Annotated in this window: 10 protein-coding genes and 2 pseudogenes; 9 read left to right on the top strand and 3 right to left on the bottom strand. The window is 70.7% G+C overall.

Annotated features, from left to right (window positions below; translation table 11 throughout):
• The first annotated feature begins 30 nt into the window (after positions 1–30).
• Positions 31–915 carry an SDR family oxidoreductase gene (locus ACZ7LS_RS23225; RefSeq protein WP_385130977.1) on the top strand — a complete coding sequence of 295 codons (885 nt, stop codon included), beginning with the start codon at positions 31–33 and terminating at the stop codon, positions 913–915.
• Positions 916–1,162: 247 nt separating this feature from the next.
• On the opposite strand, the gene ACZ7LS_RS23220 is transcribed toward ACZ7LS_RS23225, so the two are convergent.
• Entirely contained in the window at positions 1,163–1,768 is a 606-nt protein-coding gene (locus tag ACZ7LS_RS23220) for a TetR/AcrR family transcriptional regulator (RefSeq protein WP_382522772.1), read from the bottom strand.
• Positions 1,769–1,951: 183 nt separating this feature from the next.
• Between ACZ7LS_RS23220 and ACZ7LS_RS23215 the strand changes: the two genes are divergently transcribed.
• Entirely contained in the window at positions 1,952–3,199 is a 1,248-nt protein-coding gene (locus ACZ7LS_RS23215) for a cytochrome P450 (protein WP_385130704.1), read from the top strand.
• Positions 3,199–3,396 carry a ferredoxin gene (locus ACZ7LS_RS23210; RefSeq protein ID WP_382522778.1) on the top strand — a complete coding sequence of 66 codons (198 nt, stop codon included), beginning with the start codon at positions 3,199–3,201 and terminating at the stop codon, positions 3,394–3,396. Before ACZ7LS_RS23215 ends, ACZ7LS_RS23210 begins: the two co-directional genes overlap by 1 nt.
• Before the next feature lie 299 nt (positions 3,397–3,695).
• On the opposite strand, the pseudogene ACZ7LS_RS23205 reads toward ACZ7LS_RS23210, so the two are convergent.
• A pseudogene (locus ACZ7LS_RS23205) lies at positions 3,696–4,381 on the bottom strand (IS5 family transposase).
• A gap of 53 nt (positions 4,382–4,434) precedes the next feature.
• A complete protein-coding gene (locus ACZ7LS_RS23200) occupies positions 4,435–5,178 on the bottom strand; it encodes an SDR family oxidoreductase (RefSeq protein WP_382669783.1) in 744 nt (247 codons plus the stop codon).
• 98 nt (positions 5,179–5,276) lie between these two features.
• Here ACZ7LS_RS23200 and ACZ7LS_RS23195 point away from each other — a divergent pair, with 98 nt between their 5' ends.
• The 6 genes and pseudogenes from ACZ7LS_RS23195 to ACZ7LS_RS23170 all read left to right on the top strand — a co-directional run bounded on the left by ACZ7LS_RS23195 (position 5,277) and on the right by ACZ7LS_RS23170 (position 13,769).
• Positions 5,277–6,179: a LysR family transcriptional regulator gene (locus ACZ7LS_RS23195; protein ID WP_385130701.1), complete on the top strand. Its 903-nt coding sequence runs from the start codon at positions 5,277–5,279 to the stop codon at positions 6,177–6,179.
• Positions 6,180–6,332: 153 nt separating this feature from the next.
• Positions 6,333–7,302, top strand: a pseudogene (locus tag ACZ7LS_RS23190) (IS481 family transposase).
• 374 nt (positions 7,303–7,676) lie between these two features.
• Positions 7,677–8,834, top strand: coding sequence for a glutathione-independent formaldehyde dehydrogenase (locus tag ACZ7LS_RS23185; RefSeq protein WP_382529622.1), 1,158 nt, complete (start codon positions 7,677–7,679; stop codon positions 8,832–8,834).
• A gap of 1,176 nt (positions 8,835–10,010) precedes the next feature.
• On the top strand, positions 10,011–10,889 hold the full coding sequence (locus ACZ7LS_RS23180; RefSeq protein ID WP_382529625.1) for a PP2C family protein-serine/threonine phosphatase: 879 nt from the start codon (positions 10,011–10,013) through the stop codon (positions 10,887–10,889).
• Positions 10,890–11,012: 123 nt separating this feature from the next.
• The gene (locus ACZ7LS_RS23175) at positions 11,013–12,020 is read left to right on the top strand and encodes an MASE1 domain-containing protein (RefSeq protein WP_382529628.1); all 1,008 of its coding nucleotides are present in this window, start codon (positions 11,013–11,015) and stop codon (positions 12,018–12,020) included.
• A gap of 168 nt (positions 12,021–12,188) precedes the next feature.
• Positions 12,189–13,769 (top strand): aldehyde dehydrogenase (NADP(+)), encoded by a 1,581-nt coding sequence (locus tag ACZ7LS_RS23170; RefSeq protein WP_385130697.1) that lies wholly within the window; start codon positions 12,189–12,191, stop codon positions 13,767–13,769.
• Positions 13,770–13,832: the final 63 nt, after the last annotated feature.

Here is a 13,832-nt window from a genome sequence, read left to right as displayed (position 1 = left end):
CTCACTTCTCTCTCACTCCGGAGGCCCACCATCAGCAGGCACCCGCCGCTCCGAGGACGTACCGCCGTCATCACCGGCGCCGCGCGCGGCGTCGGCGAGCAGCTCGCCCGTTCCCTTTCCGAACGGGGCGCCCGGCTGGCGCTCGTCGGCCTGGAGAAGGCCGAACTCGCCCGCGTCGCGGCGTCATTGACGGGCGAGGCGGACCACTGGCACGCGGATGTCACCGATGCGGCGGCCATGCTGCGCACGGCACGGCTCGTCCAGGAACGCTTCGGTACGGTCGATGTCGTCGTCGCCAACGCCGGGGTCGCGGTGGGCGGCCTCTTCCGTCACTCGGAGCCCGACGCGTGGCGCCGCGTCATCGAGGTCAACCTGATCGGCAGCGCCAACACCGCACGCGCCTTCCTCCCCGCGCTGCTGGACTCCCGCGGCTACTACCTCCAGGTCGCCTCGCTCGCGGCCTTCGCCCCCGCGCCGATGATGACGGCCTACTGCGCCTCGAAGGCCGGGGCGGAGTCCTTCGCGCACACCCTCCGCACCGAGCTGGCGCACCACGGAGTGGGGGTCGGCGTCGGCTATCTCACCTGGACGGACACCGACATGGTCCGCGGCGCCGACCAGGACTCCACGCTCCGCGAGCTGCGCTCCCGTATGCGCTGGCCCGCCAGCCGCACGTACCCGCTGGCCCCTGCCGTGGACCGCCTCGCCACGGGCATCGAACGCCGCGCCCGCCACATCTACGCCCAGCCCTGGCTCCGCACGGCCCAGCTCCTCCGCGCGGCCCTGCCGTCCGCCGCGACGCACCGGGCGCGCAGAGCCCTGCCCGCCCTGGAGCCCGCCTCGGCGGCGATCCCCACGACCCTCCTGGGCGCGGGCGGAGCCGCCAACGACCCCGCGCCCCGGAGCGACGCCTGAGCCGGCACCTGCCCGGCGACGACGCGCCCGAGCACTCCCGTACGGGAGGTCCTGGCCGCGTACGGTTCCGGTCACGCCCGCGCGGGGACCACTCCCCCAGCGTCCGGTCCAGGACCAGGAAACACGGAACACCCCCGCCTGCGCGGGGAGCACGGCCGGGGTCTGCCGGCGCGGACCAGGCCCTCCGGAACACCCCCGCCTGCGCGGGGAGCACGTGGCCCTGGTGTCGGGCCATTGACGTGCCGGCCTACGGCTCCAGCAGGTCGAGGGCCTCCCGGACCAGGTCCGGCAACTGCTCCGCCGGCTCGCCCGGCACGCGCAGCCAGCGCTCCTTCGCGGTCTGCACCGCCGCCCCGATCACTCCGACGACCAGACGCGGATACATGTCCGCGTCGGGGTCCACACCCATGCGTCCGGCGAGCACACCCGCCAGGACGTAGCTGTGTTCCGTGGTCCGTTCCAGGCTCTTGGCGAGCAGGGGCGGGTTGGCCAGGATCAGGCGCTGGACGCGCAGGTAGCGTGCGCCGTCCTCGCCCGAACTGCCGTCGAGCACGGCGAGGGTGGCGGCCCGCATCGCTTTCAGCGGGGATTCCGCGGCCGGGCGCGCGGCGAGTTCACGCAGCAGGGTGGCGTTGTCGTCGTCCTCGTACCCGAGGATCACGCCTTCCTTGGAGCCGAAGTAGCGGGTGAGGGTCCGGGGCGAGACGTTCACCACCGCGGCGATGTCCTCCAGGGACGTCGCGTGAAAGCCTTTGCGCTCGAACAGGTCGGTCGCCGCTTCCATCAGCGCCCGGCGCGTGAGCAGCTTCTTCCGTTCCCGCAGCCCCGCCGTCTCCGGGACATTCGTACGCACGAACAGCCCAGACCTTTCCTGTGGGTGACGCGTCGCCGCAACGTACCCCCGGCCGTTCTCCGCCGCAACTGATCCGGTCATCCTCCGAGGGACGGGTGCGGGGCGCGGTCGCCAGTGCTAATTTGTCTGTGGCAGACATTTTGCATGTCATGCATCAATACCCCCACGACCGACGGGAATGCCATGGCTGTTTCCGCTCACAGCACCCTCTCCGGTGCCGAACCTCCGCTCCCGCTGCCGCTGCCACGCGAGCGGGAATGCCCCTTCCGTCCGGCGCCGGAGGTCGCCGGATTCAGGACCGACCTCCCGGTGGCCAGAGTCGTGGGCCCCACGGGCATCGAGGCGTGGCTGGTCACTCGCTACGCCGACGTACGCGACGTACTCGGCGACCCCGAGCGCTTCAGCAACCGTTCGGGGCAGGCGGCCCACATCCTGGCCGACATGCCGCCCGACGCGCCTGTGACGGAGGGCTCGTTCTCACGGATGGACGGGGCCGAGCACCTGCGGTTCCGCCGGATCCTTGGACCCGAACTCTCCACGATCAAGCGCATCGAACGGCTCCGTCCCACGGTGCAGCGGATCGTGGACGAACGGCTCGACGCGCTCGGCGAGTCGGCCCCGCCGGTGGACCTCTACCAGCAGTTCGCCGTACCGCTCACCTCCACCGTCATCGCGGAACTGCTGGGAGTCCCCGCCGCCGACCACCCGCTGTTCCAGAGGGCGGGGGCCGCGCTCTTCACCGCGACCGCCGACCCGGAAGAGAGGGCCGCCGCGTTCGAGGCGCTCTTCGGCTACCTGCACCCCCTCGTGGCCCGGCGGCGACGCGAGCCCGGCGAGGACATCCTCAGCAACCTGATCGAACGGGGCGACCGCGGCGACCGGCCGTTCACCGACACCGAGCTGGTCATGACGGCGGCGGGTCTCCTCGTCGCGGGCTTCGACACCACGGCCAGCATGATCAGTTACGGCGTGCTGGCACTGCTGCACCACCCCGACCAGCTCACGGCCCTGCGCGACGACCCCGCACTGATACCGGGCGCGGTGGAGGAGCTGGTGCGGTTCCTCGGCGTCGGTACGGGCATCATGCGGGAGGTCACCCGCGACACCGAGATCGGCGGACAGCCCGTCGCGGCGGGTGATTTCGTCATCGCCGCCATCCAGTCGGCCAATCACGACCCGGAGCAGTTCCCGGAGGCCGACCGGCTCGACGTGACCCGCGACGCCGGCAGGCACATCGGATTCGGCCATGGCCCGCACCAGTGCGCCGGCCAGCAACTGGCCCGACTCGAACTGAAGACCGTACTCGAAACCCTGCTGCGCCGGATTCCGACCCTGCGCCTGGCCGTTCCGTTCGAACAGATCGAATTCAAGACCGACAGCGTGGTGACCGGGCCCAGCGCACTGCCGGTCACCTGGGACGAGGTGCTCTGATGCGTGTCCACACCGAGACCGAGAAGTGCGTGGCGGCGGGGGTCTGCGTGCTGGCCGCCCCCGAGGTGTTCGACCAGGACGACGACGGACTGGTCGTCGTCCTCGACGACAGCCCCTCGTCCGAACAGCGCGAGGTGGTACTCGACGCCGCGGCCCGGTGCCCCGCGGCGGTGATACGCCTGGCCGAGGACGCGTAAGCGGGGCGCCGGGGCCCCGCCTCGGTGCATCGGGCGGCGCGGATGCACGGTATCCGCGCCGCCCGATGGCGGCACACGCGGCGGGCGGCGGCGGGCGGCTGCCGTCGTCGCCATCGCTATCGCCATCGCCATCGCCGTCGTCGACGCCGGTGACGACCTTCCGGCTTCCGGCGAAGACGGCCGACGGCCGCCCGCCCCCCACCGCCGGGCCCCGACCGGGGCACCCCATGTGGGACGGGCGTCACGCGCGGGGCGAAATCCTGACGTTCGAGCCGTCCGTCTAGGACTTGTCCGGTCGATCATGTTCGGAGCCAGATGGTGAGGGCTGCCGCTGTTGCGGTGCCGAGGAAGACGTAGCCGCGCTTGTCGTAGCGTGTGGCCACGGCCCGGTGCTGTTTCAGCCTGTTGCTGGCCCGTTCGACGGTGTTGTGTTTCTTGTACCGCTCTTCGTCGAAGCCCGGTGGCCGTCCGCCACGTGCTCCTTTGCGCAGGCGGGCGGCCTGGCTGTCGGCCTTCTCCGGGATGATGTGCCGGATGCCCCGATGCCGCAGGTACTGCCGGCACGGGCCGTTGCTGTCTGCCTTGTCGGCCGAGACACTGTCCGGCTTGCCGCGTGGCCTGCCCGGCCCCGGCCGGGGAACACGGATCTTCTCCAGTACCGGTCCGGACTGGGTGCAGTCGGCCCGCTGGCCCGGCGTGACCGTCAGGGACAAGGGCCGGCGGTTGCCGTCCGCGCTGAGGTGGAGTTTTGGCCGTGGAGCCGCCCCGTGAGCGGCCCAGTCCCTCACCTCCCGCACCACCTCCACCAGGCGGGCGATGAGGGCGATGAGGCTCTGCCACGGTGTTTCGCCCCGATGTCCGACCGGTGCAGGATCCCGTCGATCACCTGCCGGTGATCCCGCCACCGGCCACAACGCGCGTTACCGACCGGCAGGAACGGCCGCAGCCGTTCCCACTCCGCATCACTCAGATCACCCCGCCCCATGCCCACGTCAACGACCCAGACACGAAGTAATCACATGATCGACCGGACAAGTCCTAGAGCTGCGACGCTCCTCCGTCGACAGGGAACTCCGTTCCCGTCGAGAAGGTAGCACCGAACGCCAAGTACGCCACCGCGGCGGCCACTTCCTCGGACGTCCCCAGCCGCTGCATCGGGTTGATGCTCCGGTAGGTGTCCTTTATCGTCTCGGCGACGTCGGCGGGGACGGAGCGGTCCAGGATGCCCGTGTCGGTCGGGCCGGGGCTCACGGCATTGACCCGCACCTTGTGCGGCAGCAGCTCGCGGGCCAGGGTGCGCGTCATCGACCGCAGGGCTGCCTTGCTCGCCGAGTAGACACTGAGCGTGTCGAGGCCCAGGACGTTCACCACCGACGTGGTGAGGACCACGCCGCTTCCCTCGCGCAACAGCGGCGCCAACGCCTGCACCGTGAAGTACGGGCCCTTGGTGTTGATGTCGAACAGCGTGTCGTACATCTCCTCCGTCGTCGAGTCGAACGGCGCGGACTCGGTGACGCCGGCGTTGACGAACAGCGCGTCCACCGCACCGAACCGCTCCTGGACCGTGCTGGCCAGCGCCTTGATGTCCGTCAGGGACGCGGCGTCGCTGCGGACGCCGACCGCCTTGTCCCCCAGCTGCTCAAGCGCGGCGTCCAGAGTGGATCGGGTGCGGCCGGTGATCAGTACGTGCGCCCCACCGTCCGCGAACAACCGGGCCGTAGCGAGGCCAATACCGCTGCTTCCGCCCGTGATCACGATCTTCTTGCCGTCATAAGTGGTCATGCCCTCAAGCCAATATCTACCCGCACACCCTGTCCAAGGCCTGTTCCGTATGCCGGCATGCCCCAGGCGTATGACGACGCGCGACGTACCCTGAGCGAATGGACCTCGATCTCCGGCTCGTGCGCTATTTCACAGTCGTGGCGGAGTATGGCAACTTCGGCCGGGCCGCCACCAAGCTGCACCTGGCACAGCCGTCGCTGAGCCGCCAGATCCAGCGACTTGAGGCTCGGCTCGGTGTCCGGCTTTTCGACCGCTCGCCGCAGGGCAGCAGCCTCACCGACGCCGGTCAGGCATTCCTTCCCAGGGCCCGGATACTGCTCCAAGAGGCCGAGCAAGCCGCTCGCACGGCCAGAGCCGCCGTCCAGCCCCGTACCGTCACCGTCGGCTGCGCCGAAGGACTGGTCATCACCGCCTGTGTGCAGGAACTGCGCCGTCGGCACCCCGACGGCCAGGTCCGCACCCGGCACCTCGACTGGCGGGACACGCGCGCCCTCGCCGAGGGGCGGGTGGACGCCCTCGTTGTGTACAGGCCCCTGCCCTTCCCCACGGACGGCTTCCGGGTGACCAAGCTCCATCAGGAATCGCGGGTACTCGCCACATCGGCGAGTCATCATCTGGCGAACGAGAAAGCCGTCAGCCCCCGGGCTCTGTCGGACGAGGAACTGGTGGCCTGCGTCAGCACTCCGGTTGTCTGGAGCACGCCCAAGCCGGTCGACGACCGCCCGGCACCACCCCCGCCCGCGATCGACGACAGCTACGAGGACAAGCTGGAACTCATCGCCACCGGCCACTGTGTCGCGATCTTCCCTGCCGCCGATCGACGCGCTGCTGTGCGCGAGGACATCGCCCTGGTGCCCGTCATCGACATCGATCCCTGCGAGCTCGTGCTCGTCACCCGCGCTGGCGACCTGAACCCGCTGCTCGGATCCCTGGAAGACGTCGCACGTACATTGCTCGGCACAGCCTCCCGACAGGAGAACAGCACGCCGCCGATCAGCTGACTCCTCGCGGAGGTGGCTCCAAATGATCTTGTGTGGTGGATCATGGTCGGGGATACGTCGCCATGAACTGTCCGATGCCGAGTGGGAGTTCGTCCGACCTCTGCTGCCTCGGTCGGAGCGTGGGCGGAAGCGGTTGGACGTGAGAAGGCCCTCATGCCCCACCGTAATGCACCCCTGACAGAGACCGGGCGTCTGCGTCTGGCCCGCTGCGTGGTCGATGACGGATGGGCTCTGCGACGGGCTGCCGAGCGCTTCCAGGTCTCGCCGACAACAGCCCAGCGGTGGGCCGGCCGGCCGCTACCGGGCATTCGGCGAGGCGGGAATGACCGACCGCTCCAGCCGGCCGCACCGCAGCCCCGGGCAGACCCCGGCCCGCACCGAGCGGCGGATCATCAAGGTCCGGCTCCTGCGCCGCTGGGGCCCGGCCCGCATCGCCCACCTGCTCCACCTGGCGCCTTCGACCGTCCACCGCGTCCTGACCCGCTACCGCCTGGCCCGGCTCACACACCTGGACCGCACAACCGGCCGGCCCATACGCCGCTACGAACGCGAACGCCCCGGCGAACTGGTCCACGTGGACATCAAGAAGCCCGGCAGCATCCCCGACGGCGGAGGCCACAGGGTGCTGGGCAGGCCCGCGGGCCGCAAGAAGCGCTCCGGAGCCGGCTACAGCTACATCCACACCGCCGTCGACGACCACTCCCGCCTCGCCTACAGCGAAATCCACGGCGACGAACGCAAAGAGACCGCCACCGCCTTCTGGACACGGGCCCAGGCATTCTTCGCGTCCTGCGGGATCACCGTCGAACGTGTCCTGACCGACAACGGCTCCTGCTACAAGTCCCGCCTCTGGCGCGAGACCCTGACAGCGGCCGGGATCACCCACAAGCGAACCCGGCCCTACCGGCCCCAGACCAACGGCAAAGCCGAACGCCTCAACCGCACCCTCCTCGACGAATGGGCCTACGCGAAGCCCTACCGCTCAGAACAGGAACGACGCGACGCCTATCCCGACTGGCTGCACACCTACAATCACCACCGCGGACACACCGCACTGATGGACCGTCAGGACGATTGGTGGGTGTGGAGCCACACCTCATTCGCCGCGATGCTGCCGCGCTGAGCTTCGGCCTCGATCCGCTCCAGAACAGTCAGTACCTGCTTCGAGACCTGCTTCGAGCCGTGATGCGCCGGCTCACGCGCACATCAGCTACGCCGACCAGATCGAGTGTGAGCGATGCGGTATCACTCAATGCGTATGCCGTGGATTTGACAGCGCGGCCTGCGGTGGGACGGTTGAAGAGGCGCGTGGTTCGGCGGCCTCCCCAGTGAGGATCCCATCCGGTGCGCGAGGGGTCGCCGCCCCAGCGGCGGTCCCGGAGCGTCCTGCCGTGCGTTGTCAACAGGCTGGCGCCGGGGCGCGCCGCGAGTGAACTTCAGCAGGTCGCGGCTTCTGCGCGGGCCCGTGAGCAGAAGAGGAGAAAGGACGGTATCGACATGCGGGCAGCAGTGTACGAAGGACCGCGGACGGTCACGGTGAAAGACGTGCCGGACCCGAAGATCGACCACCCCTGCGACATTATCGTGAAGATCACCAGCACCAACATCTGTGGTTCCGACCTGCACATGTATGAGGGGCGGACCTCGTTCGAGACGGGGCGCACGCTGGGACACGAGAACCTGGGGCAGGTCGTGGAGGTGGGGCCGGGGGTCAGCAAGATCAAGGTCGGCGAGTACGTCGTCCTCCCGTTCAACATCGCCTGCGGTTTCTGCAAGCAGTGCGAGAAGGGGCTGACGAACTACTGCCTGACCATGCAGCCGGAGCCCGCCCTCGCGGGGGCCGCGTACGGGTTCGCGGAGATGGGCCCGTACCAAGGCGGTCAGGCCGAGCTGCTGCGCGTCCCGTACGGCGACTTCAATGCCCTGCGGCTGGGCGAGGACGCGGCCGAGCGGCAGGTGGACTACGTGATGCTCGCCGATATCTTCCCCACCGGCTATCACGCCACCGAGATGGCGGACGTCAAGCCCGGGGACCAGACCATCGTCTACGGGGCCGGACCGGTCGGCTTGATGGCCGCCTACTCGGCGCTCCTCAAGGGCGCGGGACGTGTGTGGGTCGCCGACTACCAGCCCGACCGGCTGCGTATCGCCGAGGAGATCGGGGCTATCCCGATCGACACGAGCCGGGAGGATCCGGCCGAGGTCGTCAAGGAAGCGACGCTCGGGCTGGGTGCCGACAACGGCTGCGAGTGCGTCGGTTACCAGGCGCACGATCCCCGGGGCAAGGAGGACGCGGCCCTCACTCTCAACGGTCTGATCGACGCTGTGCGGTTCACCGGATCGCTGGGAGTGGTCGGTGTGTTCATGCCCGAGGACCCCGGCGGCGCCGAAGCCCAGGGAAAACTCGAAGCGCAGGGCAAGATCGCCCTCGACTACGGCCTGATGTGGTTCAAGGGCCAGAAGATGGGGACCGGGCAGGCGCCGGTCAAGCGTTACAACCGCGCCCTGCGCGACCTCATCGCCGGAGGGAAGGCCGAGCCGAGCTTCCTGGTCTCCCACGAACTCGACCTCAGCGAGGCATCCACCGCGTACGAGAAGTTCGACGCGCGTGAGGACGGATGGACCAAGGTCGTACTCCACCCGAACGGCGCTTGATACGCCGTCAGGATGATTGGTGGGTGCAGAGCCACACCTCATTCGCCGCGATGCTGCCGCGCTGAGCCTGCCGTTCAACCTCGGCGTGAGATGAGTCGGGCGATTGGCTCTGTCGGCCGGCAGAGCCAATCGAGGAGAGGGCTGGTGACCACGAGCCAGTGGACACTTACCGTGGTGCGCGGGCCTGCTGTATGCCTCGCCGGTGGCGAGCACTCTGCCGACGTCATGACGTGTGGCCACGTGGCGGTTCTTCGAACCGGGTGGCCGACCCGGCCCGGGGTGGGATGGTTTCGGTGCACCGGCCGGGAGCCGGTCCGTGTCACCGCCCGTCCCCTCTCCGAGGATCGCCGGGAACAGCCACTCGTCGATGTGCCCGTTCTGAGGGGCGGAGCAGGAGCCGCGGGTGTGGGCGACGGCCGACAGGTCATTGCTCGCGGTCACGAAGACCAGGGCGTTCTCGTCGTCCGCCTGCGCTGGGACCACGGAGTGACCGCAGTCCCAGCGTTCGGGGTGGTCGGAACATCCCCGCCTGCGCGGGGACCACGCCGGCTTCCTGCAGGGGCAGGTCAGCGCGGGCGGAACACCCCCGCCTGCGCGGGGACCACATCCAGACCAGCATGAGGACCAGGGTGCTGTCCGGAACACCCCCGCCTGCGCGGGGACCACGCCGCCGCCGCGATCAGCAATCGGAAGACCCGCGGAACACCCCCGCCTGCGCGGGGACCGCCCTTCTCGACCTGCGGTGTTAGGTGGGCTTTGCCGTTGCTTGACCATCAGGCGTCCTCACGCCTCCATGCTGTCAGAGGCATGCGGTCGGTGGGGCCGCCTTGGCGTCGTAGCTGGATCAATTGCCCACCGGATCGCTCGACAACCCGGCCAACCGACCCGGCCAGTCCCGCCCGGTTGCCGGTTGTCGGCTGCCGCTTACGGGCGCGCGGGGCCGAATTCCCCGCCCCCGCGGGGGACCGTCGCGACTGTCCCCTCGGACCGGCACATGTTCGTGCTGCGCATTGCGTGGGGCGCGCATGTATGTATTTCGCGGAACGTCCGGCTCATCCGGCGGAAGCCGCGTGTCGGAAATATGATGGAAGTGAGGCTTGAGCGAGAGCCCCTCTGTACTCCGTTGCGAGGAACAACTCACAGCGGTCCACCAACGGACGTACCTCGGAGCGGTGCATGACCCGGCGTCGTCCCGTCCGGTCGGCGAGCGCCGACGACCTGCTGACCACACTCGGCCGGCTCACCGCCCAGGCGCGGCGGCGGGTGGAGCTGCAGCATGCCCGGGTGGAGCTGGCTGAGGCCCTGCAGCGGGCGATGCTGCCGCCCTTTCTGCCCGCGGTACCGGGGCTGCGGACGGCCGCCAGGTACGCGCCCGCGCGGGATGGTCTCGACATCGGCGGTGACTGGTACGACGGTTTCGTGCTGCCCGACGGCGCGCTCGCGTTCTGTGTGGGCGATGTGCAGGGGCACGATGTCGAGGCGGCCGTCATCATGGGGCAGGTACGGATCGGTCTGCGGGCGGTCGCCGCGGCGGCCGGTGACCCCGGGCAGGTGTTGAGCCGGGCCAACGATCTGATGCTGTCGGTGGACTCCACCCTCTTCGCGACCTGCACGTTTCTCCGCTTCGACCCCGTCACCCGGGTGCTGGAGAGCGCCCGCGCCGGCCATGTGGCCTCGGTGTGGGCCGCGGCGGACGGCAGCTCGGGCGTCGATGAGGACCCGGGCGGTCTGCCGCTGGGCATCCTGCCAGGAGAGACGTATCCGGTGATCCGCCGCCGGCTGACGGACACCGGGGCGTTCGTGCTGGTCACGGACGGTGTGGTGGAGGGGCCGTCGTTCCCGGTCGAGCACGGTCTCGGGCAGGTGGCCCGGCTGACGGCCGAAGCGGTCCTGGCCGCCGAGGACGCCCGCACCGGGGTGGACCCCGGCGAGCTGGCCGCCGAGGTGCTGAAGGTGGCCGAGCTGACCGGTCACTCGGACGACGCCGCCGTGCTCGTCCTCTGCCATGACTCCGTACCGGACGGCCCCGTCGGCGCGTACGGTCCGTGCCGCTGACCCGGGAGGCCTGACCCGGAGGCCCGCTGACCCGGATGCCCGGCGTCCGCGCGTACGGCCCGGGGTGACGCGAGCGCTCCGGCAGTGCGTGTCACGGCGTGCCCGGGCGGCGGGCGTTGTCTGATGGCTGATGTGGTGCGTACCGAGGAAGTCCAACGTCTGTCCCTCGCCGTTCTCCGGATTCTCGGCGTCGCCGTCGCCTACTACGGGGTCGCCCAGCTCGGTCTGCTGAAGCAGCTGGTGATCGAGGGCGCGATCGTGACGGCTCTCTGGCCGTCCACGGGCATCGCGCTGGCCGGGCTGCTCTTCCTCGGCCTCGGGGTCTGGCCGGGGATCGCGCTCGGTGCCCTCTTCACCATCGTGACTCTCGGTTCCGTCCACCTCTTCGACATCGGGGTCATCGCGGCCAGCACCCTCGCCCCTGTCGCTGCCTTTCTGATGCTCCGGCACGTGGGTTTCCGTACGGAGCTGGACCGGCTGCGGGACGGGGTCGCCCTGGTGTTCCTCGGGGCCCTGGCCGGGATGCTGATCAGCGCGACGCTGGGCGTGTGGATGCTGGTGCTCGGCGGCAAGCTGCCGCTGGCGGGATTCTGGCCGACCTGGTCGGCGTGGTGGGTGGGCGATGCCATGGGCGTGCTCGTGGTCACGCCGGTGCTGCTGATGCTCCGCAGGGCCCGGCGCCCCCGGGCCGGGGACTTCCGCCGCTGGCCCGAGGCGGTGGCCCTGCTGATCACCGCCGTCGTCGTGACGCCGCTGGCCACCATGAGCAGTCTCTCCTTGCTCTTCCTCGTCTTCCCGGTGCTGATCTGGGCCGCGCTGCGCTTCCAGCTTCCCGGGAGCGCGCCGTACGCGCTGTTCGTCTCCGTACTGGCGATCTCGGAGGCGACCGACCTCGTCGGGGCCTTCGCTCACCACACCCTCTTCCACCGGATGGTCAGCCTCCAGGCCCTCAACGGGTCTGTCGCGCTGACCTCGCTGCTGCTGGCGGCGATCGTCACCGAGCAGCGGAACATCCGGTTGAAGATCGAGAAGGCGTGCGTGGAGCTGGCCGATCTGGTGGCGCACCTCAGCCCGGCGGAGCCGCCGAAAAGGTGGGGGCCGGAGCGCGGGACGAACGCCAGGGGCGGTTGATCCCCGTCGGCCCCCGCCGGCCCCCCGCCGGCCCCCCGTCGGTCCCTGTCCCCCCGCCCGCGACCGCACAGCGCCCGTCGCACGGCGCACGTCGCACGAGCCGACGAGCCGACGATCCTGACGAACCCAACGAGCGGGGCGAAGCCCAGAGAGGTGAGGTGGCGCACCATGCCCCTGACAGGAGCGATGTTCCTCGGCGCCGAGCGGCGGACCGGCAGCGGCCCGGTCGTCGCCTCGGTCGATCCCCGTACGGACACCCCGCTGGAGCCCGGCTACGGCTCCGGCACCCCCGAGGACGTCGCCCGCGCCTGTGAACTGGCCGAGCGGGCGGCCCCCGGCTACCGCGCCACCTCCCCCGAGCGGCGGGCGACCTTCCTGGAGCGGATCGCGGACCGTATCGAGGCGCTCGGCGAGGAGCTGACCGTCCGGGCCGTCGCCGAAAGCGGCCTCCCCGCGGGCCGGGTCACCGGCGAACGGGACCGTACGACGGGACAGTTGCGGCTCCTCGCGACCGAGGTGCGGTACGGCTCCTGGGCGGAGGTACGGATCGACCGGCCGCTGCCGGACCGTGTCCCCGAGCCGCGGCCCGATCTGCGGGAGCGTCATATCGGCATCGGGCCGGTGGCGGTGTTCGGTGCGAGCGACTTCCCGCTCGGTTTCTCGGTGGCGGGCGGCGACAGCACCGCCGCGCTCGCCGCCGGCTGCCCCGTCGTGCTCAAGGCGCACAGCGCCCACCTCGGCACCTCGGAACTGGTCGGCTCGGCCGTGGCCGCCGCCGTACGCGAGAGCGAGCTGCCGGAGGGCGTGTTCTCGCTGCTCTTCGGCTCCGGCGCGGAACTCGGCCGGGCCCTGGTCGCCGACCCCCGGATCCGGGCCGTCGGCTTCACCGGATCGCGGGCGGGCGGCGAGGCACTGATGCGTACGGCCGCCGCCCGCCCGGAACCCGTCCCCGTGTACGCCGAGATGAGCAGCGTCAACCCGGTGTTCCTGCTGCCCGGCGCCCTCCGCGACCGGTCCGCCGCGCTGGTCGGGGGGTTCATCGACGCGCTGACGGCGGGGGCCGGGCAGTTCCGTACCCGGCCGGGGCTGCTGGCCGGAGTCAACGGACCCGAGCTGGCCCAGTTCCTGGCGGCGGCCGGCCGGGCGGTGTCGGCGCGGACCGCGCGGCCGGTCCAGACCCGCGCCCTCCACGACGCGTACGAGAGCGCGGTGGCGGCGCTGACGGCGGTGGAGGACGTACGGGAGATCGCCGCCGGACAGCCGGGCGAGGGCGCCAACACCTGTGCGCCCCGGCTGTTCACGGTCCCGGCCGAGACGTTCCTGAGCCGGCCGGAACTCCAGGACCAGACGTTCGGTGCCGTCGCGACCGTGGTGACCTGCCGTGACGCGGCCCAACTCGCCGAGGTGGCCCGCGCCTTGCGGGGCCAGCTGACCGCCACGGTCCACCACGGCCCGGGGGACCAGGACACCGCCGCCGCCCTGCTGCCGCTGCTGGAGACCAGGGCGGGCCGTGTCCTCTACGCCGGCTGGCCCACGGCGGTCGAGGTCAGCCACGCCATGGTGCACGGCGGCCCGTACCCCGCCACCGCGGACGTACGCACGACCTCGGTCGGTACTCTGTCCATCCGCCGGTACCTGCGTCCCGTCTGCTACCAGGACGTCCCGGCCGACTTCCTTCCCGCCGACGTCTCCGACGGCAATCCCCGTGATCTGCCCCGCCGGCTGGACGGCGCCAGGGAACAGCGCTGACCGCTACCACCGAAACAGCGCTGAGCGCTTCCGCCGCGCCCGCCGCCCGCCGCCCGCCGCCGT

It is taken from the genome of Streptomyces sp. NPDC039430, assembly GCF_055639435.1.
The sequence above is the reverse complement of the archived record's forward strand: the minus strand, read 5'-3'. Positions and strand labels throughout refer to the sequence as shown.